The sequence below is a fragment of the Salinibacillus aidingensis genome, assembly GCF_055393355.1.
The window spans coordinates 2,957,031-2,980,875 of sequence record NZ_AP043759.1; the positions used below are offsets into that span (position 1 = coordinate 2,957,031).

At 40.0% G+C, this 23,845-nt stretch carries 17 protein-coding genes; 6 read left to right on the forward strand and 11 right to left on the reverse strand.

What is annotated here, in order from left to right:
• Positions 1-9 precede the first annotated feature (9 nt).
• From ACZ5OK_RS15400 to ACZ5OK_RS15415, 4 genes are all read left to right on the forward strand, one after another.
• Positions 10-786 (forward strand): energy-coupling factor transporter transmembrane component T family protein, encoded by a 777-nt coding sequence (locus ACZ5OK_RS15400; RefSeq protein WP_343838345.1) that lies wholly within the window; start codon positions 10-12, stop codon positions 784-786.
• Positions 774-1,631 (forward strand): energy-coupling factor ABC transporter ATP-binding protein, encoded by an 858-nt coding sequence (locus ACZ5OK_RS15405; RefSeq protein WP_343838347.1) that lies wholly within the window; start codon positions 774-776, stop codon positions 1,629-1,631. The genes ACZ5OK_RS15400 and ACZ5OK_RS15405 overlap by 13 nt, the downstream gene beginning before the upstream one ends.
• Positions 1,612-2,433 carry an energy-coupling factor ABC transporter ATP-binding protein gene (locus ACZ5OK_RS15410; protein ID WP_343838349.1) on the forward strand — a complete coding sequence of 274 codons (822 nt, stop codon included), beginning with the start codon at positions 1,612-1,614 and terminating at the stop codon, positions 2,431-2,433. Before ACZ5OK_RS15405 ends, ACZ5OK_RS15410 begins: the two co-directional genes overlap by 20 nt.
• 963 nt (positions 2,434-3,396) lie before the next feature.
• Positions 3,397-4,278 (forward strand): peptidylprolyl isomerase, encoded by an 882-nt coding sequence (locus ACZ5OK_RS15415; protein WP_464758224.1) that lies wholly within the window; start codon positions 3,397-3,399, stop codon positions 4,276-4,278.
• A 252-nt stretch (positions 4,279-4,530) separates the two neighbouring features.
• Here ACZ5OK_RS15415 and ACZ5OK_RS15420 read toward each other — a convergent pair whose 3' ends face one another.
• The 9 genes from ACZ5OK_RS15420 to ACZ5OK_RS15460 form a co-directional block, all read right to left on the reverse strand.
• Positions 4,531-6,105, reverse strand: coding sequence for a phospholipid carrier-dependent glycosyltransferase (locus ACZ5OK_RS15420; RefSeq protein ID WP_343838353.1), 1,575 nt, complete (start codon positions 6,103-6,105; stop codon positions 4,531-4,533).
• Positions 6,106-6,144: 39 nt separating this feature from the next.
• The gene (locus ACZ5OK_RS15425; protein ID WP_343838355.1) at positions 6,145-6,555 is read right to left on the reverse strand and encodes a GtrA family protein; all 411 of its coding nucleotides are present in this window, start codon (positions 6,553-6,555) and stop codon (positions 6,145-6,147) included.
• Entirely contained in the window at positions 6,536-7,501 is a 966-nt protein-coding gene (locus ACZ5OK_RS15430) for a glycosyltransferase family 2 protein (protein WP_343838357.1), read from the reverse strand. The genes ACZ5OK_RS15425 and ACZ5OK_RS15430 overlap by 20 nt, the downstream gene beginning before the upstream one ends.
• A 245-nt stretch (positions 7,502-7,746) precedes the next feature.
• The gene (locus ACZ5OK_RS15435; protein WP_343838360.1) at positions 7,747-9,321 is read right to left on the reverse strand and encodes an LTA synthase family protein; all 1,575 of its coding nucleotides are present in this window, start codon (positions 9,319-9,321) and stop codon (positions 7,747-7,749) included.
• A complete protein-coding gene (locus ACZ5OK_RS15440; protein ID WP_343838362.1) occupies positions 9,305-9,610 on the reverse strand; it encodes a hypothetical protein in 306 nt (101 codons plus the stop codon). Before ACZ5OK_RS15440 ends, ACZ5OK_RS15435 begins: the two co-directional genes overlap by 17 nt.
• A gap of 889 nt (positions 9,611-10,499) precedes the next feature.
• Positions 10,500-11,243, reverse strand: coding sequence for a hypothetical protein (locus ACZ5OK_RS15445; protein ID WP_343838365.1), 744 nt, complete (start codon positions 11,241-11,243; stop codon positions 10,500-10,502).
• Between the two features lie 355 nt (positions 11,244-11,598).
• Complete coding sequence (locus ACZ5OK_RS15450; RefSeq protein WP_343838368.1) at positions 11,599-12,654, reverse strand: glycosyltransferase family 4 protein; 1,056 nt, start codon at positions 12,652-12,654, stop codon at positions 11,599-11,601.
• A gap of 620 nt (positions 12,655-13,274) precedes the next feature.
• Entirely contained in the window at positions 13,275-14,735 is a 1,461-nt protein-coding gene (gene murJ / locus ACZ5OK_RS15455) for a murein biosynthesis integral membrane protein MurJ (RefSeq protein WP_343838370.1), read from the reverse strand.
• Positions 14,736-14,780: 45 nt separating this feature from the next.
• Positions 14,781-15,974 carry a polysaccharide pyruvyl transferase family protein gene (locus tag ACZ5OK_RS15460; RefSeq protein WP_343838372.1) on the reverse strand — a complete coding sequence of 398 codons (1,194 nt, stop codon included), beginning with the start codon at positions 15,972-15,974 and terminating at the stop codon, positions 14,781-14,783.
• Positions 15,975-16,223: 249 nt separating this feature from the next.
• On the opposite strand from ACZ5OK_RS15460, the gene secA2 reads away from it, so the two are divergent.
• On the forward strand, positions 16,224-18,587 hold the full coding sequence (gene secA2 / locus ACZ5OK_RS15465; protein ID WP_343838374.1) for an accessory Sec system translocase SecA2: 2,364 nt from the start codon (positions 16,224-16,226) through the stop codon (positions 18,585-18,587).
• Positions 18,588-18,600: 13 nt separating this feature from the next.
• Positions 18,601-19,482 carry an accessory Sec system S-layer assembly protein gene (locus ACZ5OK_RS15470; protein WP_343838376.1) on the forward strand — a complete coding sequence of 294 codons (882 nt, stop codon included), beginning with the start codon at positions 18,601-18,603 and terminating at the stop codon, positions 19,480-19,482.
• A gap of 177 nt (positions 19,483-19,659) precedes the next feature.
• Here ACZ5OK_RS15470 and ACZ5OK_RS15475 read toward each other — a convergent pair whose 3' ends face one another.
• Together ACZ5OK_RS15475 and ACZ5OK_RS15480 are read right to left on the reverse strand one after the other, a co-directional pair.
• The gene (locus tag ACZ5OK_RS15475) at positions 19,660-21,495 is read right to left on the reverse strand and encodes an SH3 domain-containing protein (protein WP_343838378.1); all 1,836 of its coding nucleotides are present in this window, start codon (positions 21,493-21,495) and stop codon (positions 19,660-19,662) included.
• A 136-nt stretch (positions 21,496-21,631) separates the two neighbouring features.
• Entirely contained in the window at positions 21,632-23,764 is a 2,133-nt protein-coding gene (locus ACZ5OK_RS15480; RefSeq protein WP_343838381.1) for a S8 family serine peptidase, read from the reverse strand.
• Between the last annotated feature and the right edge of the window lie 81 nt (positions 23,765-23,845).

Sequence of the window (23,845 nt, forward strand, 5' to 3'; positions counted from 1 at the left end):
ATGATTCTGATGAGCACAATGACCCTGTACGTAGACAGAAATTCCATTTTACACAATACACATCCGCTAACAAAGCTTTTGTATGTGATGGTGAGCATTGCCATCACATACATCATTCCTGAGGTGACGTTTGTTTTTACCGTTGCCATGATTACATTGATTTTGCTTATTTTAGGAAAGGTTTTTCGCAAAATTGTTCCGATATTAGGCTTAAGTATTATTTTAATTATTTCCATCATTATTGTTCAGGGCTTTTTTCACCCGGAAAATCAAACGGAGCTCTTTTCCCTCGGGTTTCTCACTTTTTATCAGGAAGGATTGAGCTACGCAGCCTTGCTGACGTTGCGGGTGATGAACATGGTGATGTCATTTGGCATTTTAATTTTAACAACCCGGCATGATGAACTGGTGGAAGCGCTGATTAAAAAAGGGCTCTCGCCTAAAATCGGCTATGTTTTGCTGTCCGTTCTGCAGCTGATTCCGCAAATGCGTGCCACCATGGGAAAAATCACGGATGCCCAGCGTTCAAGAGGTATGGAAACAGAAGGAAATCTGCTCGTACGTATGAAAGCCTTCTTTCCGCTAATTGGCCCCGTCGTGCTCAACTCGCTGAACGTGACACGGGAGCGGGCGATTGCACTCGAAGTCAGAGGGTTTAATGCCAATCGTCAAAGGTCCTTTTTAAACGTATCAAAGGAATACCGCTACCAGAAATTGGTTCAGATTCTATTATGGACGGCACTGATAGCAGCCATTGTTTGGAGGATTGTGACATGGGGATCATAAGCGTTGAAAATTTAAAATATAAATATCCGGACACTGATAAGCTCGTGTTAAATGATCTTTCCTTTGATGTGGAACAGGGCGAGTATATCGGTCTGATTGGAAAAAATACAGCTGGGAAGTCCACCCTTTGTTTTGCACTGGCCGGTCTTGTCCCCCACTTTTTTAACGGAGCTTACGGCGGAAAAGTTTTGATCAATGAACTGGAAGTCAGGCAGCATGAAATCGGCGAAATTTCCTCGCATGTCGGGCTGGTATTCGAAAATCCCTTCTCCCAAATGACCGGATCAAAATATACCGTGTACGAGGAAATCGCTTTTGGACTGGAAAATATGGGCTTAGACAGAGAGACGATGATTCATAGAATTGATGAAAGCCTGGAGCTGCTTGACATTACCGGCATTCAGGACAAAAATCCTTTTGACCTGTCGGGCGGACAAATGCAGCGGGTCGCCATTGCCAGTGTGATCGCCATGAAACCCGATATTCTCATTCTCGACGAACCAACATCCCAACTGGACCCTCAAGGAACAGATGAAGTATTTAAAGTGATCGAAAACCTGAGGAAGGAAGGCATCACGATTATTATGGCCGAGCATAAAATCGATAAAATGGCCGGCTATGCAGATAAAATTCTATTCATGCACGACGGCAAATTGATCGATTACAGCAGCCCGGGCGAGGTCTTCTCCCGTGACGATCTGGAGGACTACGGAATGACTGCTCCTGCAGTAACGAGAATCAGTAAATCTCTGGGCATTCAAAATAAACAAAACGGACTGTATCCTGTTACACTCAAGGAACTGTCCCGGGAAATTGGTGATACCTATGAACTCCATCGAAATTAAAAATCTATCTTTTTCCTATACAGCTGGAAATGATGTTTTGAAAGGCATCGATTTGACGCTGAATGGAGCAGCCACCGCTATTGTGGGACAAAATGGTGCGGGCAAATCCACGTTTGTCAAATTGCTTAAAGGGCTGATTGTTCCCACAGAGGGCGAGATCGTCCTTAATGGAAAAAACACTAAGGATTATACCGTAGCCAGCCTAGCGAAGGAAATTGGACTCGTCTTCCAAAATCCAAATGACCAGGTCTTTAAAAATACCGTCATCAGCGAAGTCATGTTCGGACCACTGAATATCGGGATGGATGAGCAGGACGCCAGGGAGAAGTCTATGGAGGCACTGCGGAAAGTTAAACTGGACGAATACGTGGACACGAATCCCTACGATTTAAGCCTGTCCGAACGAAAAATGATCGCCATCGCCTCCATCTTGGCCATGGACCCCAATATTGTTATATTTGATGAACCGACCATGGGACAGGACCATGAAGGAAAGGAAACGCTGAAGGAAATCATTTATGAGCTCCGTAATCAGGGAAAGCTCGTCCTCTGCATCCTTCATGACATGGACTTTGCCGCCGAGGTTTTTGAGCGGACGATTGTATTTAATCAGGGGCGGGTTCAGATTGAGGGCCCGACCCGGGATATTTTCAAACAGAAAGACATCCTGCATCAGGCTTACCTGGAACAGCCTATTGTTGCACAGATTGCTGAAGTGCTCGGGGTGGCAGGGAGTTATGTGACGGAAAAGGAGGTGGTTAGTGCTGCTGGTGCCTGTCACGACCCGAATTTTGTCGAATAATCTTTTGTGTGGCTCCCGCGGGACGGAGGGACAGGTTCCTTGTCCCGGTCTAATGGGACGAGGACGACTCCCCACTTGGTTGACAGGTGGGGGTTTTTATTTTCGGTGTATGGCGTTGCACGGCGGTGGATTGAGCGTGTAATTTAATAATTAAGCCGATTTTCCTTGAATTAAGCGTCCGTGACCGTTATCTGTCCTATTTTAAAAATAATTCATCCTGTTTTCAAATTAATTCATCCTGTTTTCAAATTAATTAAACTTGCTTTTATATAATTAAACCAAAAATTTTATGATCAATCCGCTTTCCTTTTAATTAAACCATAGAGAATTGAGCTGTTTTGTACGGAATCGGTCCGTTCACACGCGTATTAAGCCTGCCTGAAAACATCAAACGCGCAAAAAATCTTTCTTCAAACACCTTCTTACCAGTGTTGAAAGCTGGATCCCGGGATGGGACAAGGGACCTGTCCCCGTGTCCCCCCGTGCTATTCGTCGGATTTCTGAAAATTATATAGAGGTAGTGTAATTTTTTTGGACATCATCCTGACACATTCACCTTGTAAAGTGAGTTTTGTAAGAGATTAAAACATCAAAATAATTCTGTGTTCTAAAGAGGTGATGATAATAAAAGAGCAACTATGTTAATTGGATGGAAAAAGCGAATAGCTAACAAAGGGTTAGATCATTTATTCTTACTGAATTCCCTGATTTACTCAATATAACGAAGAACCATAAGGGTTTTTACCAACTTCATCACACATATATCAAGATTGATTTTGACTTTAACCGCACAACACAAATTTATAAGGTGAAAGTTGACCGAGTTAAGTGGTTACCTCTTAGGAAAATTTTAAATGGTAGATAATAAAACGATTTAATGTAATTTAATTTAATAGAGATAGTCAATGAATGATTTAACTCTGACATCATGAACAAATAAACGTATTAAGAGAGGAGAAAAACATGATGACAAAACCAAAAATGATATATTGGGGTATCGGTTCTATTGTTGCCCTGCTTCTTTTAATTTGGGGCTTTTCATACAACTCATCAACAAAATATGTTGCGGAAATTGATGACACAAAAATTAGTGAACAGGAATTAAATGATGTATTGGTGTCTCAATATGGAGCAGAAGTATTAGATTCATTAGTCACACAAAAAGTAATTGAGATGGAAATTGAAAAGCAAGGTGTGGAAGTATCTCAAGAAAAAATCGATGCTGAAATGGCGAATTATCAGGAATATTATGGTGGTGAGGAAGCCTTTCAGTCCTTACTGGAGGAAAACGGAATCAAGCAGTCAACCATTGAACAAGATATTGAAACGTATCTTGCAACCAATAAATTAGTTGCTGAAGGAATTACCATTACAGATGAAGAACTGCAAACTTATTTTAATGAAAACAAAGACCAGTATAATCAACAAGAAGAAGTGCATGCCAGTCATATTTTAGTAGATGACAAGGAAACTGCAGAAGAAGTAATTGATAAGCTGGAAGCAGGTGAAGAATTTACAAGTTTAGCAAAAGAGTATTCAACAGATGAAGCGAGTCGTGAATCAGGTGGGGACTTAGGAACCTTTGGCAAAGGAGAGATGGTTCAAGCATTTGAAGATGCTGCTTTTTCAATGGAAGTTGGACAAATCAGTGATCCTGTGGAAACGGAAAATGGTTTTCATGTTATTCGGGTAGAGGAAAAATTTGAAGCAAAAGAAGCAAAATTTGAAGAGGTAAAAGAAAAAGTAAGAGAGGATTTAATGGCTACTAGAGTGAACAACGAATATTCGACATGGTTAGAAGAAGTGAAGTCTAAATATGACATTACTACTTCATTAGATGTTTAATCCCCCATTAAACCGCATTAATTCATCAATATATGGTGACTTAATGCGGTTTTTTTATATGAAGTGTGCCATTGATGTGAATTGTAAATTAGGCTGAGCCTCCAAAACTCGCTACAAGTGAGTGGCTAACTCTTACCTGGCAGGTATCCCACCCGCTATATGTCACGACCTTGCTCGGTCGCTCTGCCTGTCACACCGAATTTTGTCGAATAATCTTAGACAGGAGGACAAGGGACCTGTCCCCGTCCCACATTACTGTAAATAATACACGTCTGTATAGGCGTAGGAGCTAAGCTTTTTGTAGCTTATAATTTGTGGAAGCTTATTTACGATATCCTTTACGATAGGGGCTGCTTCTCCATGAACATATAGAACAAATTCGTCGTAATCCGTATTTTGATAAAGGGGATTGAGCTTACTTTTATCATAGAAAGTTACGGTTTTATAGTTCGATAATTCTACGTAGCTTGCCGGGATTTTCCATACCCTGTCGAATATTACTATGCTGTCTTTATCACTGTATTTCTCCGCCAGTTCAATGGCCTCCTCACTTTGAAGCCTTAAATATTCAAAATTGGTTGTATTTACATATCCATTTATCGAAATCAGAACCAGGGCCGCACTAACGATAAACACAGGAGCTCTTTTCGAAAAGTACTGGATGGCATGGTAGAGTAGTGCTGTAAACGTTAATATGATGATGGGGTAAATTGGCTGCATGTATCTTTCTGCTGAATAAACAGCAATTTTTGCAATCAGCAGGAAATACAGGGAACACGTCGTCAACAGATAGACGATATTCCAGATGGATGGCCGATCGAGCACGCTTTGCCTGTCATGGTCAGTCTTCACTATTTTCCGCTTGCGAAGACTTATCATAATCAGCAGGATCCCGATTGCGAACACAGCTATGAGCAGGACGCCTCCGAATAGGGTATTACTGATAATACGCCAAAACCCCTGAATGGAACCCAGATAATCACCCATATTCATTAGGTTTTCCATGGACTCCTGGCCCCGGCTTTCCCCGCCAAAAATATGATCATAAACAGAAGGGAAGATCCCGAGGACAGCAAGAATCGTCAGGATATAGGTTCCAACGTACATCAGCAAGTGCTTGATTTGTTTTTTATACAATAAATAGAATACAAATAATGCACAGACGAAAAAGGTGAAAACGATAAAATAATAATGGGTTAAAGCCCCGCCCAGAGACACCAGGAACAGAGATAGAAAAAATCTGCTGTTGCTGGGGGTTACGTCCTTCATAAACTTAACATGAACATAGGATATCAATAAGCAGAAAAACATCGTCATAATGTACATACGGATAAACATCATGTCCGACATAATTCCCGGATTCACAGCCCAGAACAAGCTGGTCAGGTAAGCTGCTTTTCTGCTGTTTGTAATAAGCATTGAAAACTTATACAGCAGTAAAATAATCAGTGCATTAAAGAAAATATTTATACTAATCCCAATATATTTGGTGAATTCCCCCGGCATAAAGGAACTGATCGTATGAAAGATTGTATAATAAAATGGGGGATGTACATCCTCGGCCTGGTTTTTCCATACATTTTGATAATTGAACCTTGTCTCCCCTGATGGAGTCAGAAAGCTTTCCTGGTGCTTGCCGTATAATTCGTAGGTCTCTCCCGGTTTAATATTAATATAATCGGTTCCGTTCGACAGGCTGTATGTAAGAAGTTCATCCAGATGGTAGTTTATTTTCTGTGTCGACAGGAATAAGGTTATAACCGTAGAAAGCAGGATCATCGCAATCATCAATATATGATGTCTGCTGAATTTCGTTTTCGTTCCCATTTCCAAAACTCCATTTCTATACAAAAAAGATGGTTGATGTCATTCAACTTCTCTTTCCTTTTTTGAAAATACGTGCCATTTGCTTGTGATATAGTTGAAAATCACCACGACGACGTTCGCAATAATTTTCGTTAACAGATCATCTAAATAGAAAAACTCAATTAGAACATACATCACTGCCAGGTCCACGAGCAGGCTGAGTAGACGGTAAAATACAAACAGGAAAAAGCTCTTAAGCGTCTGAATCAGCTTCGTGTAGCGGGCATTGAATACATATTTTTTATTTGTGTAATAAGCAAACAAGACCGAAGCAATCCAGGCAATTACGGTTGCAGTCTTGTAATCAAAAGCCAGGACCTTCGTCAGGAAAATATATGTTAATATGTTGACAAGCGTCGTTAATACCCCAAAAATTGCGTATTTAGAAACTTCATGATTGATGATCTTCATGGATAACAAATTCCTTTTCCCCATTATATTCCTGCACGAGGTACACAGGCCTCTGCTTCGTTTCATTAAAAATTCGGCCTAAATATTCTCCGATGACGCCGAGAGAAAGAAGCTGAATACCGCCAAGAAACAGAATGACGCTCATTAATGAAGGATACCCGGATACAGGTTCACCAAAAAAGATGGTCTTGAAAATAATGACAAACATATAGATGAAAGCCCCAATGGAAATGAAAAATCCTAAATAGGAGGAAAGCTTTAATGGATATGTAGTAAAGGACGTGATCCCCTCTATTGCCAGGTTCATTAATTTTTTATAATTCCATTTGGTTTCTCCGGCCGCACGGGGATCCCTTGTAAACAGGATTTCCTTTTTCTTAAACCCAAGCCAGCTAAATAATCCTTTGGTGTATCTCTGAGACTCCCGGATTTGGCGGAGGGCATTGATACAGCGTCGGTCCAGTAAGCGAAAATCTCCCGTGTCCTCCTGAATGGGTATCGTGGTTGTTTTTTTCAAGAGACGGTAAAACGCTTTGGAAGTCGCTTTTTTCAGCCAGGATTCACCCTGACGATCCCTTCGTTTGGCATAGACGTCATCGTAGCCCTGTTCCCAATAATAAATCATCTCAGCAATTAATTCAGGCGGGTCCTGTAAATCAGCATCTATAATGACAACTGCATCGCCTTTCGCGTAGTCAAAGCCTGCCAGCATCGCCACTTCCTTCCCAAAATTCCGGGACAGGTCTACATAGGATACCCTCTGATCCGTCTCCCTTAATTGTTTAATAATCTCCAGAGTCTGATCCGTGCTTCCATCGTTCACAAATAATAGTTCAAAACGATAGTTACGAATCCCATTAATGACTTCATTGATTCTGCTGTAAAACTGCTTAATCACGATTTCTTCATTATAAGCCGGTACCATAACGGTTATCAGCTTTTCCATATCTGATCACCTCTATCAGTATGCCTCATTAAACATTCCTCCTGAAGATTCTCCTGAGAACGTTTAATGCTTCCATACCAGTATTAACATAAAACAGAGGAAATAGAGCACTCCGATTTGTGTACAATTTATTCTTTATCATGAAACGACTCATGCTGTCAAAATAAAAACCATTTCGGAAAAAAGACTGATTCGATTTCACGTAGCGAATCAGTCTGTATGAAAAAACATGCAAAAGTAAAACCCTATTCTTCTTTCTTTTCTTTCACCTGCTCTTCTTCTGCCTGCTTTAATAGCTCCAAATAATCATCCTGCAAAATGTTTTGATTATAGAAACGGGAATTTACCGCCAGCTGATCGTTCACATGCTTTCTTCCATATTGCTCAAACAATGTCTGTTTGTCTGAAAATAAATTCGTTCCAAGTCCCAGCCTGTCTCCTTCAATGTTCACTCCGATACTGGCCAGAATCGTCGGATACATATCAAGCAGGGAGAATGTGCGATTTTTTGGTTGAACAGGTTTAGTTGTTGTATTTAAAAAGGCATTATAAATCGTTCGCTGATACTCTTTATTGAGGTGAGCAGGAAAGAAACCTCCCCCCTGCATACTCAGATGATCTCCAAGAATCACCAGCGTTGTATTTTCATAAAAGTCCTGCCCTTTTAGCCACGTCACAAATTCCTGCACCTGTTTGGAGGAGTAGGCATAGACATTTTCGTACTGAGTGTCATATTTGTTGCCCGCTCCTTCTTCCAGATAACCGTCTGTGAAATGAGTGTTTGCAGTCAAAAACGTGAAGTTAAAGGGCTGTTCTCCCTGGGCTAAGGTACTGATTTCCTCTTTGGCCCATTTAAATAAGTCCGAATCATCAAAGCCCCACCACACTTTTTCACTTGCCGTCATTTTTCCTTCATGAATAGCCGTATTGACATCAAATACTTTATAGTCGCCATGACTTTTGTAATAATTTTTGCGGCCACCAAATTTGGCATTCGATCCAAACATGGCGGATAACTGGTACCCTTCTTGTTTTAATATATCCCCTAACGCATATGCGCCTGGCATGAAGTCATCGGAGTAACGATACCGGTTTTGACCTACCGGAATTTTTAAGGGAAGTCCAGAAGTTGTTGAAAAAAGGGAGGCTACCGTCCAATCGGTCCCTTGAGTCGGTAAAGGGCCACCTATTTTACCTGTATTTGAAAAATTGATATTTTCCCTTGCGATTTGCTCAAGCTCAGGGATGACTGTATATGGCCAGCCTCCCCCACTCTCCCGGTCAATGAAGGAGTTTTCCATGGACTCCAGGTACAAAATAATAAGGCTCCGTTTTTCTTCCGGGAATGTGATAGATACATCCGTGCCACTTACATAATGATCCTCGATGAAGGTGGATTCAGCATTTAACTGATCTAGGTATTCATCCACTCCAAGCATCTTATAGCATGCAAACAATGCTATAGCCAGCGTAAATAATGCATAAATAAGTCTTAGTCTTCTTAAAGGGAAAATGTGAATATTAAGCTTTTTCTTTCGGATGCTGATTTCTATACGATTCTCCCGTTTTTTGAACTTGATCAATGGCAGAATCAGGAACAATAATATGATTAGAAATGGGATGATACCCTGTTGAATGCCGGTAATAAACACATCATTGGACGTACCCTCTAATCCACTTGTGAGGTAAAAAAGCATTTCATCAATGCCCTGTTCCGGAAAGCTCTGCCTGATATATATCGCTGTTGCCAGTACCAATGCAGTAGTCGCTAATAAAATATAGGTTAATACGGTTATGATGGCTTTAATGATTCTTTTCATCGGCAACTTTCACTTTCACATTCATTTTGATATTTAATTCAACAATTCGATACAATACGGCAATGACTACTGCAATAAACATCGCCAGGATACTGTACTTCATCGTAAATGAAATGCTGAACAACAGGGAATTTCTTTCAAATATAAAAATTAAAATTCCATAGCAAATGGCATTGGTGATTACCATAAATAAGGCCAGGTTACTGAAGAATTCAAACCATGTCAGATCACGCTTCTTCAATTTTGAATAAATCAATAGCCCTATGATTGAAGGCATAATTAATGCCATTACTTCATTAAACGTCACACACCTTCACCCCACAACGTTATTTGACAATCTTCACAAAAGATTTACATAAGCTTAACAAACTATCCTTATTATTACATAAATTCCAGGAAACTCAAAACGGAATTTTGTGGGGGGGAGCGGGGGTGGTCGGGGGTGGTGCTTTCCGTGGGTGGTGCCTCCCGGGGTGGTGCCTGTCACGCCCCGAATTTTGTCGAATTTTCTGCGAGCGGTCACGGATTGAGCCTGTCATTTTATAATTATGCCGATTTCCCCGGAATTGAGCGTCCGAGAGCGTTATCTGTCTTTTTCTGAAAATAATTAATCCTATTTTGAAAATAATTCGTCCAGTTTTATAATTAATTAAACTTGATTTTATATAATTAAGCCAAAAATTTTATAATTAATCCGTTTTTCTATTAATTAAACCCCAGGATAGAGAATTGAGCGGTTTTGTACGGAATCGGTCCGTTTCCAAAAGTATTAAGCCCGACAATATCGAACCCAACAAAAAATACCGCTTCCAACACCTTTTACCAGTGTTGAAAGCGGTACCCCATTACATTTCAATGATTTTTTGTTTATTACATCCGGTTTTGTGCTGTGTATGTAACTTATAAGTTCAGTAGACTCCATAGGGCGTCTGCAACAGATGTAATTTTCCATTCCAACCGATCGCTTCAAAGGTCTGTTTATCTAATCTTTGAAGCACACTAGACTTTCTAGTATTCCCCAATCCAAATATTTCTATATCCACCCATTATATTACAACATCCGATACAAAATTTCAACTAGTTTAATAATTTAATAACTTTTTGTAAGTAACTGGCGAAAGCGTATGCTCCCCCTGCTATTTTGATTGTAAGCAGAGAATACATAGCGTAAATTTCCTTTAGTTCGTTATATATTCACTAATTTTATCAGGCAGAATTTCTGTATCCCTCGGGTGCCAGTACCAAGTTTCGTGGTCATAATTAATTGAATAGGTATTTACAAGCGGCTGGTCTATATAGAGAACCATTTGATGGCGGTCGACTGGTCCCTCTGAATGGTTCGGTGCAAAATCGGTTCTTCTTTCGCCCTTATCCAGCAGGCTGATTAGTGTCTGAATGTCCTTTTGACTGGTAAGCTGGTTCAAAAGTTCAGGCTCCCCTGGAGATTTCTCCTGATAAAATTCCACTTTGCTAATTTTGCCTTTATCCACATCCTTAAAACTCCGGGAAATGTCAGTCTCAGATTTATCCGCCTGATACAGCTGGTAGCCATTTACCTCGTTCGAATCTTTAATGGCAGCAAAGTCAGGCAGATTTTTTACTGCAAATATTTCTGTCCCCTTATCCTGGAACGCAGCATCCCCGTTTTTGACCTGATACTGGGGATTCGACACATTATCCGCTACTTTAAACTCCACTTCACCGATTTTTTCCCCAATCATGGATGGATCTGCGATGACGCTGGAATGCAGGCCGGTGTACTGGGTGTCGTTTATTTTAATAAAATCTACCCAGTCGATAACGACGTGTTCGTTTGTGCCACCTGCACCGTTACCTGCTTCTCCTCCTATTCCGGTTCCGCAGGCCGTTAAGCTGAAGACCGCTGATACCAGGATGAACAGAATCATTAATCTTTTGTTCACTTGTGTTGCCCCCTTTATTATACAGTCGTTCGTTTCAGCACAAACGTTTCAGCCTTTTTCATTTTGGAATCGATCGCCGCTTAATACATCCGTAAACTTTAAAGTCTTTAAATACGATTATTGATAATAATAGAAGATTTCTTTCTCGATTAAGATATTCGATTCGTCATAAGGGTGGAAATTTTCGCAGCAGATTCTGTGAGATGATATCTAGGAGATTGTCTTAGAGCTGTAAACATCAGTGACTGAAAGAAGTATGAGTTCAAAGACTCCCAATCACGTCGCCCAACCTCAGAAAGTGCAGATCATCAACAAAAAAGAGCCAACCTAATGGTCAGCTCTCTATCCAAATAATCTATTGATCTACTCGCTTTTTACCGGCTACGAAATTCAACACCGGCCGGTAATTCTGACTCACCATCCCGGTAATTTCAACCGTAAGCTCAATCAGAACAGCTAATGCTAACAATATCATCATCGAGCCCCACATTGTACTGCGGGTGAAGATAATCGCGGCGATACTAAAGATCCCACTCAGGCCATAGATCATTAGGACTGCCTTCCTGTGACTGTACCCCAAGCGGATGAGGCAGTGATGCAGGTGGGACTTATCTGGCGCACTCAATGGCTTACCCTGTACCATACGGCGGATGATGGCAAAGGTTGTATCGACCAGTGGCACACCTAAAATGATGATCGGCACAATAATGGAGAAAAAGGTTAAATTTTTAAATAATCCCATAATCGATAGAATACCAATCATGTAACCCAGAAAGTACGAACCCGTATCCCCAAGGAAAATTTTTGCCGGATGGAAATTGTAGAACAGGAATCCAAGCGTACTTCCCAATAATAATAATCCAAGTGCTGCAACAAAAATACTTCCCATGGATAGCGCCATGCCGGAAATCGTAATCAGGGCAATGGCTGAGACGCCTGATGCCAGGCCATCCAGTCCGTCAATCAGGTTAATCGCATTCGTGATGGCGACAATCCAAATGATCGAAATCGGAATGCCCCAAAAGCCAAATTCAATTTTTGGACCAAATGGAACGGTAATAAAGTCAATTTGAATGCCGCTGAATACAACAGTAAACGCAGCCAGCAGATGACCGGCGAACTTAATTCCTGCTGAGAGTTGAAAGAGGTCATCCAATACTCCAATGGTAACGATGATGGTTGCCCCGATCATCACCGGCCATATATGAACGCCTTCTGGAGAAAGGATGAGGACTCCCAATAGGAAACTAGCATATATCGCCAATCCTCCCATACGAGGCATCACTTTTTTATGAACTTTTCTTTCATTTGGCTGGTCAACAGCATTTAGTTTTATCGCTAATTTTTTTACAAGGGGTGTTAATACAATCGAAATAGCCAGACATATTAAAACGGCAGCGATATATAGCATTGGGATCCTCCTTTGCGATGTCTAAGGCGTGTATTTTGTTCAATGTCCACATTCACTCATAAAGTCTACGAAACTGGCATAATGTTTATGCCGGTTGCTGATTAAAGATTTTTCATTTTCTTTCCATACAGATACTTACTTCTTCGCGCACAATGAAAACTCTCGTAAATTTAGACGTTATGAAAATCAAAATGGTTTCAATTTATTTTAAGTTTTTCTTTCAAATTCATCTTTTAAACTCACAGTCTATTTGTCCTTTAATAAAGATACTATATATTTAATGGAAATACAATACATTTATCCGTTTGCAATATAATTGTAGAATTTATGTAAAATTGATTTAGGAATGAAACCAAGAGCAATGATAAACTTGAGAATATTTTCTTAAGACTTCCCTCATACGGTTAATCCGGCTTTAATAATGTATGGCCAATGACCATTTAAAGCGTCTTTTACCACACCATATCTAATGAACACACTATATAGACTCTTCAGACACGGTATGCGCTTCTTACCAGACATTCTTACCACATTATAACAAAAGAATGCAGCTTACGAATTCTATGGTAAATCACACAAGAAGGTTTACAAAAGCCCCCCACAACTCATTTGTGAAAGGCTCAGCTTCTAAATCGATAAAATCCTGCTATAATAAAAATCAGCGTAACACCACCACCTGCCAGCAATGAAAAAACAGGTGCCGAAATAGGAATCCATCCACTTAATATGATAAAAAATGTTGAGATACACAGAAATGGAAGCAATTTGCCCATCTCGCGCCAACTACTGACCACTAACCCAAGTTTTCTTTTCGCTAAAATCACTAATAAGAGCAGATTAACCATGGTAGCAATAACCGTCCCAATGGCAATCGCCTTGGCTTCATATTGATCGATAAGCAGCCAGATAACCAGAATGTTGACTCCGAATACGGAAATTACATTAAGCAGAATCGGAATCCAGGAATTTTCCATTGCATAAAAGAATCTGGTCACATACGTGTTCAGGGCCAGACTTAATACTGATAATGAAAAAATCTGCAATAACGGGTAGGTCCGTTCCGTGGAATTCATGCTAAAATTCCCGTACTGAAATATAAATCGGATGATGTCCTCTGCGTACATAAAAATAAAAATAGAGGCTGGAATCAACAGTATAAAGAGCATGCGAAAGCCTTTCTGATAGGCCCGCTTAACTTTATCAAAATCGTTTTCTCCAACTGCTTTGGATAACATTGGATAGACGATGGTTGTCACACTTGTCATTAGCACAGCCTGAGGGAATTGAGTCATTTTTGAGGCGTAATTCATTGCTGAGATGACGCCTTCTTCTAAATGAGAAGCAAACATACGCTGTATCAGGAAATAAAACTGAATAGTCGCTCCTCCAAACATAATCGGAAGGGCAAGCTTTACGAATCTTTTCATTTCCGGGAGCGCGTATAGTCGAAACTTTATCGGAGCCAGCTTTTTTTGAAGTACAAAATAAAGCAAGAATGAAAACATAAGAATTGAACCTATTAAGGCTCCTAATCCATAAGCGTACTCCCCCATAATGAAAGTTAACCCTGCTCCCAGGATTAAAAAGACTGCATTAAATATGAGAGCACCAAATGTACTGATCCGATAATGATCATTCACATTATGTATACCGCTTAAAATCATCGCCATCGTTAAGAAAAAAGTAGCCGGAGCCATCCACCTGAAAAGTTCACTTGTCAGACGAACGGCCTCACCTGACATTCCAGAAAAAAATACATTCATCCAAAATTCCGGAAAAAGGAAAAATACAAGGGTAGCGCTCCCCATTAATAAAGCCAGTCCGGAAAAAATCGTTTGAACAAATGTATCTTTTCGTTCTTTCTCAAGTTTTGTATAAACAGAAATAAAGGCGGTTGTGATCGCTCCGCCTACAACAATATATAAAAAGTTTGGAATGGTAAAGGCGGAGATAATACTGTCCGCGTGTGAGGTGGTTCCATATTGATAGCCAATGACGACTTCCCGTGCAAACCCCAGAAGCCGTGAGATGATATTAATCACCGCAACAGCCCCTAATATTTTCAGAAAACGCGAATGCAATGTACTCGCCTCTTTTCTGGGTGACTAATGGTGTTTCCTATCCTTTTAATCATTCTCCCTGGCATAAGTCAAATCCTGTTCATTCTGGTGGAACTGCTGTTTTACCAGCTCCATACCTTGGTAAGCCATCCCTTTCATATGTTCTGATATTTGTTCAAAACGTTTTTGGGTTTCCTCCCAATTCTGAGCCATATGATGATAAGATTCATAGAAGAAAGACGGTTGTTGATTCAGATCTCCAATCTCAATGGTGTATTCGGTACAATCCATCATTTCCATAAGGTCGTACACTTTATGATGATAGGATACTGAAATAACCGGCGTATTAGATACTAAAGCAAGTATAAGTGAATGGAGTCTTGTCCCAATCACAACATCCTGCTGACTGGCAAATTCTACAATTTCACCATGAGTCATGGCCTGATCACATGTAGAAGTTCTGTCTGAATACTTCATTTTCTTCTGTATATCCTTTGTCACCATCATGTCCTGAGGATATTTAGTTGAAAAGAAATTTATAACAGCATTTGGATACCTGCTCAGCATCATATCCAGGTTTGCAGCCATCCCTTCCACATAATCCACGTACATATTCGTATTTTCCTCTGGCCAGTAAGTGCTGTTATAAAAGGGAACAGCTGTTACTCCAAATCGGATTTTATCCCCTTTCACAGAAGGTTTCTCTATATTCTCAGGGATCGGAACCTGAAAGGCCGGATCGCCAATGACATATACAGGGGATTTAACACCAATGGAGATAAGCAGTTCCTTCGACTTCGGGTCACGAACTGTAACAAGATCTGAAAGGTGTGCCAGTGATTTTAATAATTTCTTTCCCGTGCGTGTAATAATCGGACCAGCGCCAACTCCATATAATACAACGGGAGTCTTTGCTAACTTCGCTATCCATCCATACATCCCATATAAAAATGGTTCTCGTCCATATAAATCCATAAAAATACCGCCGCCGCCAACCAAAAGCAAATCGATTTTTCGAATGGTTTTCCAATTGCGAACCAGCGTATGAAAAAGTGTAGTAAACCCATTTGTCTTTTTGAAATAAAGCTTTGTTGATTGAACGCCATACTTCCTGCTTGTATATTCAGGCTGATTGGAAAATACAATAATATTCTTCCGTTCAATATTATGGGTCTTCTCTAATAAAACGAGAATTCCTTCTAAGATGGATTCGTCACCTTGATTGTTATTACCATAATTCCCCACAATACCAATTACCATGTTATTTTCAATCCTTTTCAGGGCTTATCTCCCCTATACTCAATGAAATTCATTTATATCATGAATGCCGACCGTTTACAACCGATAACCGACCATCAGATAATACATTTTCATTCTATCATTTTAACATGAAGCCCTTGCATAATAAACAACAATATTAGACAGTTTCCCACATTTTCCTTATGATTGGCTATTTCATTCATGTTATAATATTTTTTAGCATAATCCATAATTAAGGAGATTAAACGTATGAGCGTTCTTAATAAACAACCATTTACTAAAGACGATCGTAATATAAAAGGATATAAAAAAACGGTAGAAAAAATCAATTCGCTTGAAAGCCACTTTGAACAATTCACTGATGCCCAGCTTAGATCGAAAACAGATGAATTTAAAAAGGAACTTACGAATGGAAAAACTCTTCACGACATAGCCCCACAGGCCTTTGCAGTTGTACGTGAGGCTTCTAAACGTGTGCTTGGATTACGCCACTATGATGTACAGCTACTGGCAGGTCTGACACTTCTTGACGGGAAAGTGGCGGAAATGGCAACCGGTGAAGGGAAAACTCTTGTAGGCTCCCTGCCAAGCTATCTAGTTGCCTTGGAACAAAAAGGAGTTCACGTAATTACTGTAAACGAGTATTTGGCAAGCCGTGACAAAGAACTCATTGGCCCAATCCATGAATTTCTTGGGCTAAACGTTGGCTTGAATGTACCTATGATGGGTTCAGAGGAAAAAAAAGAGGCCTATAACTGTGACATTACATATGGTGTAGGAACAGAATTTGGCTTTGATTATTTACGTGACAATATGGTGCGTTCCCTGGATCAAAAAGTACAACGCCCTTATCATTACGCTATTGTTGACGAAATTGACAGTGTGCTCATTGATGAAGCAAGAACTCCATTAATCATTGCCGGAAAAGACAAGCCTATACAGAACCTTTATGGAGTATGTGCGAAGGTGATTAAAACACTGAAGCAAGATGAAGACTTTACCGTTGATCGTGAATTAAAGGTTGTTAACTTTACTGACCAGGGACTGAATAAATGCGAGAAGATCTTCAGTATTAATAACTTGTTTGATCTTGAACACAGCTCCCTTTTCCATGCCCTTCTGCAGGCGTTACGTGCCCGAATGCTATTTGAGCGTGATGTCGACTACATTGTGGAAGAGGATGAAGTAAAGCTGGTGGATATGAATACCGGTCGTGTCATGGAAGGGCGCAGTCTTAGTGATGGACTTCATCAGGCGATTGAGGCTAAAGAAGGCGTACCAAATACAGACGAAAACAAAACGCAGGCTTCCATTACCATTCAGAATTATTACCGCATGTACCCAACATTAAGCGGAATGACAGGTACGGCTAAGACAGAGGAGACCGAGTTCAAAAGTGTCTATAACATGGAAGTTGTACAGGTACCTCCAAACAAGCCTAATATTCGTGTGGATCTGCCCGATATGGTTTATTTAACCAAAGAGCAGAAATACGCCCAGCTTGTGAAGGAAGTCAAAAAACGTCATGATAAAGGACAACCTGTATTGATTGGGACCAGAACGATTGTCCAATCTGAACAAATTGCGGATTATTTGAATGAAGCGAATTTGGACTTTGAATTACTTAATGCAAAAAGTGTTGAGCAGGAAGCCAAATTGATTTCCATGGCCGGGCAAAAGGATCAAATTACCATTGCTACCAATATGGCAGGTCGAGGTACAGACATCATGCTTGGGGACGGTGTCGCTGAACTTGGCGGGCTCCATGTAATTGGAACGGAACGAAACGAAGCAAGACGTATCGATAACCAACTGAAAGGCCGTTCAGCACGTCAAGGAGATCCAGGATCAACTCAATTTATTATATCTCTTGAGGATAATCTTTTCATACGCTATGCTTCAGACGAGCTCGAAAGACTTCGGCCAAAGCTGAAATCAGATGAAACAGGCCTTGTCACGAACAAAGGCATTCCTAAGTTTGTAGAAACAGCTCAAAAGATTAGTGAGGGCGTTCACTTCTCGCATCGTGAATTTAACCTTAAACTGGAAGATATTATTAATGACCAAAGTAAAATTATTTATCAGTTTAGGGACTCTCTGCTGGATGCAGAAAGCCCCCTTCAATTTTTACTGGAGCAGACAAAGAATACTCCTAATGATATCATTGCTCATTTTTGTTCCGAGGAAATTGTACCTGAGGAGTGGAATTTAGTAGAGTTGGAGGATTCCCTGAACCATATTCTGTTGCCAACCCTGTCATTCGAAGGGCAGAATTTTGAAACACGGCAAGATGTAGAATCCTTTGTTAAACCCTATATTCAGGGGCATATTGATACCCTTCAGCATTTTGAAAATAAGCAGGATGTGCAAAACACAATACGGAACATTGCATTATATGTCATCGATACTTTATGGAAACGTCAATTGGATGCGATGAACCAACTGAAGGAAGGGATTGGGATTCGTCACTATCAACAAGAGGATCCATTCCGTATCTTCCAAAATGAGGGTTATGATATGTTTGAGGCGATGTATAACGACTTATATTATGAACTTTGCAGCCAAATGAAGAAGTTCTTCCAGAATATTTTAGAAAAGGAACAGAATAACTAAGGGGGATGCGTTCATGTTTGGAAGAAAGAAAAAGAAAGCGGAAGAAAGTCAGACTGTTACAGAAGATATGCTTCAGGACAATCAGGTTGATGATTCTGTCGAAGGGATTGAAACCGAATTGTCCATCCCTGACGAATGGAACATGCGAAATGAAGATCGTTATGTCTATGCCTTCCATAATACTGTGAGCCCTAAATTGAAAAAGAATCAAATCTCTGTTTACGGAATAGAACTAAAGCCATTAATGAATGATGGATATAGTGTGAATACCTTAATTCGGAGTACAGTAAAGAAGCCGATCTCATTTGGGAATACAAACATTTTACTACTGGATCCTGACAAAAATGTCGTTGCACGTAAAGAATTTGATATGAGTAAATTGGGAACCTTACCCCCTAATTCTGCTCGACCACTTAAATTCACCTTCCGGAAAGAGGATCTCGTAAATAAAGTAGATCTATCTGACAATGATGACTGGGCGATAGCTTTTGAATTAAAGAAAAAGCATCAGCTGGATCTTCCGGATTCATGGGAAAACAAGATTCCCGATGAGACAAAAGCAGGGCTTGAGAAAATCGTGGCCAACGCTTCCCCATTAAAGCCAGGTGAAGTGAACTTTATGGGAATCAGTGCAAATCAGACCGATCAAAAGGATTTGTCCGTAACAGTCCTGATTCGTAATGGTTCAGAGAAAAATATCAGCTTTCAGCAAATCCCATTAGCATTTAAAGATGGCAGTAATGAGGTCATTGCCAAAGGGACCTTTAAACTGGAGGACTTTGAGGTTAAGGCAAACACGAGTAAACCATGGACCTTTATCTTTCCATCATCCATGATTCAAACAGAAGAGCTGGATTTATCCAAATGGCAGGTGTTTCCTGTTAATAATCAATAAACCATACCTGGGGACTGTCCCTCACCACTTTAGAGAACTAAAGCAGCGGGAGACACGAAGTCTTGTGGAGAAGCAATCTCTGCAAGGCTTTTTTGTTTAATCATTCTTAATGAACGCTACAAAACTATTTCAAAGCACAAAAAACTGCACCACCTAAGTGATGCAGCTTGTCCAATCTTATAGTTCTTTAATAAAGTCTCCGTGAACCCAGGCTGGTTCGCCATTATAAATAATTTTGTACCAGTCCCCATCCTTAACAAGGTTTCCTTCATCGTTTAGTACTCCAAATACTACTTCCTTGTTTCCAAGAGAACCGACTACGGTGCCTTCAGGTTTTACCCTAACATTTAAGGAGGTGTCGATTTTTATGGTTTGCAGCAGATTGGTAAAGTCAACATATTTTCCTGATACCCAGCCTGTCTGATTGGCTGTTTTCACCTTATACCATCCGCCATTTTCACCTATGACTTCTAATTTTGTACCCTTGCTTAAGGTTGTGATAATGGTTTCGTATGGCGCTTTACGTATACGTAGGTCAGATGTTGATGTTTTTCCTAATGCACCTCTTAAAGTATGATCAATCTGATAGGCTGCTTCTCCTGTTGGCTTTCTTGATGCAGAAGGCTGATTTTTATATTTTGGTACTTCAAACTGGAGTGCTACGTTTTTATGAAGGTCATCATTTTCAAACATGTTCTCCAGATTCTTAGCTTGAATGACTGCCCACATGACGTGAGTAGCATATTGATGATCGCCAGGGTCTCTTGGATTCCATTTCATCTTGTATAATGTATCCTGACCTTGTCCAATGTACCCATTATTAATAAATGCTGCCCCACCAATGATAGCCTCTTCAGGTGTGAACCATCCTTCTTTGTAAGCATGCTCGGAGCCACATTTTATTGGACAGGAATCAAACGCCCTAATTCCGAATACATTGTACGTTGTTTTCTCAGTGACTTCTTTCCCATCTACTTTTGAAACTGGATATCCAGAAGCTAATGCAGAGGTTCCATTCCCTGTTTCATGTAATGCGTGGGCAATTAAGTATAATTCATTTATACTATACTTCTTTGCTGCTTCTATAAATGCATCTGCCGTACCCTCAAGGCTTCCTTTTCCAGCAAGTATTTTGTTATTGATCTCTTCTGCTGACAATCCAGAGGTTCCAGAAAGAACTAAAAATTGATAGTATGCACTGGTTCCTTTTTCAAAGTTTGCTGGATTTGCATAGTATTTTACTAATTCTTCACTAGCTAAAAATTGACCTGCTCCATCTACTTTTGGGGTCTTTTGCATTTGTCTGTTCATAACATCGGAGAAATTTATATCGTAATTCGTTGTTTTATGTGCATTCGGTACCGTGTTATTGTCATCAGGTACAGTTCCATACTCTTCTATTAAATCCAGGGATGTCATGGTTTTATAGAGAAATGTTGCAAACTGGCCCCTGGTGATTGTTTCGCCTGGTCTAAAATCATCTAATTGATTTGTTATCCCATATTGAGCAAGAATCTTTACATTTACTTTATGATCTTTATAGACATTTTTTAAGTTAATCCCAGGATTGGTTCCATTATCCTGTAGATCAAAGGCTTTGACAATCGTAGTCGCCATTTGCTGTCGGGTTAGTTTATCAGTTGGGCCAAACACTCCATGATTCCCTTTAAAAACACCTGGTGTGACTCCGGCAATTTGTTTGGCGTACATACTATCCATGTCTACATCCTCATAGTATTTGTTAAGTACAGCCTGAATTTCTTCGCTAGTATTAGCCTGAATTTCTTTTGCATTTGTGTTCTTAAGAGCTTCATAAAAGAGTACTGCACCGTGCCGACGAATTAATTTTTCCTTATATCCAAATGTACCATCGCCTTTGCCATTGATGACCCCGATATCTGTCAGTTTCATTATAGCTGGATAATGGGAATCTTCTGGACTCACATCTGAATATCTACTGGTTCCATCTGCATGTACAATGAAAGGAAAAAGTACGAGAATGAACATCATCATTAAAGTTATTAAGATTTTTTGGTTCAACCTAATTTCCACTTGTTGTTCCCCTCCCTTCCTGTAAGTCTCTATTACAATATTAAACTAGTTATCCGACAAAATATAGGGTATTTTTTCATGATTTCTTTAAAAATTCTTATTTTTGCTGCTGAATATAATTATAGAGAAAAACAGAGAAATGTTCCCTGCTAACTTTTAGAGAAGGTCTGAAGGTATTGTCTTCATAACCTTTTGTTATCCCGTTTGCTGCCAAGGTATTGATGACGTCATAAGCAAAATAATCCTTCGATACATCAGAAAAGTCCTGTTCCATGGAACCTGTTAAATCGTAAGCATTAACTACGATAGCTGCCATTTGTGCACGGGTAAGATTATCTTTAGGATTAAATTCACCCTTTAAATTTCCATGTACAATACCTAGTTCGGACGCTTTTGCTATCGCTTTATATCCATATGTGTCCGGATCTACATCCTTATACCCGGGATTCTGAACAACTGCATTTTCAAAGTCTATTCCTTTTTCCTTCAAAATCATCTGAATAGCCTGAAGTCTGGTTACCTTAGCCTCAGGCTTGAATGTACCGTTTGAAAATCCACGGATAATTCCTCTATCATGTAATAGCTTGATAGGTTCGACGTAGCGGTCTACATCAGGGAAAACACTCTTGACATCTTGATTTTTTGCCGCATTTGCTGTTCCGGTTATTTCTATCTCATAAGGCTGACTGGACCAGTGATCATAGAAATCATGGACTTTCAGGAAGTACGTTCCCTTTTCAGCCTGAAATTGATATTGTTCCCCTTCTCCAATATGCCCTTGATCCATTTTATAGCGTTTACCGTTATCATCATATACCGTTCCCACTAGATTAAGAGTAGTAGAATGATTATGAATGTTGATTTCCACAGTTGACGAGGAATCTACTTTAAAACTATACCAGTCCTGATCCATAGGATGGTCTACCTTTTGTTTCTCTGAGGAATTGATACTCTTAGCGTCTGCTTGTGTATCCGGGGCATCCTGTGTCCAATCAGGTAAATTGACAGCTAATGACTTATAGCCATTCACAATCCCATAACCATTTACATTTTCCCACTCTTCCCCGGATTCCGCACCAGCTTCAAGCGCCCACTCAATTTCATAGTTTTTCCAGGAAGGGTGTTCGGCCTTTATGAGACCTGCTAAGGCACTGACCATTGGGGCGGAAAATGACGTACCAGCGGCTGTTGCATATCCTCCTTCATAGTAGGTACTAAAAATATTCACTCCTGGAGCTGTTATATCAACATAATTACCATAATTAGAGAAATCAGCTTTACGGTCGTTTTGATCGATGGCCGAAACACTGATGACACCTGGATATGACGCCGGATATTGGGGCGTGATTACATTGTCATTACCGGCCGCAGCCACAAGTACGATTCCAGCATCATATGCGGCCTTAATCGCCTTTTTCTCTATTAAGCTAGGCTGAGTTGAAGAATAACTCATATTTATGACATCAGCACCCTGTTGCATGGCATAATGAATCCCCTCAACAATGTGCTCTATGCTTAACGTTCCTTTTTGATTTCCGACTTTAACGGGAAGAATTTTGGACTGAAAATCCAGTCCAGTCATTCCCTGTCTGTCTGCATTTGCAGCAATAATCCCGGCAATAAAAGTTCCGTGGAAGTGGTCATCATCAGGTAAGGAATCATTATTGACAAAGTCAAAGCCTGGTAATACGCGCCCTTTTAAATCAGGATGGTTTTTGTTTATCCCTGTGTCGAGTACTGCAATTGTTACATCTGAGGAACCTTTTGTCATCTCCCATGCCTCAGACATATCCATGCGATTTGCATACCATTGCTTGGAATAATAAGGATCTGCAGGAACATAAGAGCTTGTTCTTATATAGACAGGTTCAGCAATAGAAACATCAGGGTCCTGATTGATTTCCCGCAGTTTTTTATAAAAATCTTTGCTTTCTGGTACACGGACTACAATAAATTCGTTATTTTTTAAAATTTTATAGGATTCAACGAGAGTAACCCCGTATTTCTTAGGGTTAAACGCTAAATTATCTAAATTATTGACGACTTCTATAATGATTCTCCGGTCATGAACGGTATTTACATCCACTTCTTTTTCAGCTACGTCTATATTATTCTGTTTCGTTAAGGGCTGCTGTTCTTCCAAGGGGGCTGCAAATAGACGAGAAGGAAATAACATCATGGCAATGAGAAATAATAGCGATATTCTTCTGATTGTTTTATTCTGTCTCATTTTGGCTATCTCCCTTTGTGTATGTCTTTTGTTTGTTGTCACATGCACTTTCTTAGCCGATACATTTTTATTGAACAATTA

Excerpts from the sequence above, each read along its gene's own strand:
- ACZ5OK_RS15440 (WP_343838362.1), bottom strand. The coding sequence starts at position 9,610 with ATGGCATTAATTATGCCTTCAATCATAGGGCTATTGATTTATTCAAAA.
- ACZ5OK_RS15450 (WP_343838368.1), bottom strand. The coding sequence starts at position 12,654 with ATGCTATATATCGCTGCCGTTTTAATATGTCTGGCTATTTCGATTGTA.
- ACZ5OK_RS15475 (WP_343838378.1), bottom strand. The coding sequence starts at position 21,495 with ATGATGATGTTCATTCTCGTACTTTTTCCTTTCATTGTACATGCAGAT.
- ACZ5OK_RS15420 (WP_343838353.1), bottom strand. The coding sequence starts at position 6,105 with ATGGGAACGAAAACGAAATTCAGCAGACATCATATATTGATGATTGCG.
- ACZ5OK_RS15480 (WP_343838381.1), bottom strand. The coding sequence starts at position 23,764 with ATGAGACAGAATAAAACAATCAGAAGAATATCGCTATTATTTCTCATT.
- ACZ5OK_RS15460 (WP_343838372.1), bottom strand. The coding sequence starts at position 15,974 with ATGGTAATTGGTATTGTGGGGAATTATGGTAATAACAATCAAGGTGAC.
- ACZ5OK_RS15470 (WP_343838376.1), top strand. The coding sequence starts at position 18,601 with ATGTTTGGAAGAAAGAAAAAGAAAGCGGAAGAAAGTCAGACTGTTACA.
- ACZ5OK_RS15415 (WP_464758224.1), top strand. The coding sequence starts at position 3,397 with ATGATGACAAAACCAAAAATGATATATTGGGGTATCGGTTCTATTGTT.
- ACZ5OK_RS15435 (WP_343838360.1), bottom strand. The coding sequence starts at position 9,321 with ATGAAAAGAATCATTAAAGCCATCATAACCGTATTAACCTATATTTTA.
- ACZ5OK_RS15405 (WP_343838347.1), top strand. The coding sequence starts at position 774 with ATGGGGATCATAAGCGTTGAAAATTTAAAATATAAATATCCGGACACT.
- ACZ5OK_RS15430 (WP_343838357.1), bottom strand. The coding sequence starts at position 7,501 with ATGGAAAAGCTGATAACCGTTATGGTACCGGCTTATAATGAAGAAATC.
- ACZ5OK_RS15410 (WP_343838349.1), top strand. The coding sequence starts at position 1,612 with ATGAACTCCATCGAAATTAAAAATCTATCTTTTTCCTATACAGCTGGA.
- secA2 (WP_343838374.1), top strand. The coding sequence starts at position 16,224 with ATGAGCGTTCTTAATAAACAACCATTTACTAAAGACGATCGTAATATA.
- ACZ5OK_RS15425 (WP_343838355.1), bottom strand. The coding sequence starts at position 6,555 with ATGAAGATCATCAATCATGAAGTTTCTAAATACGCAATTTTTGGGGTA.
- ACZ5OK_RS15400 (WP_343838345.1), top strand. The coding sequence starts at position 10 with ATGAGCACAATGACCCTGTACGTAGACAGAAATTCCATTTTACACAAT.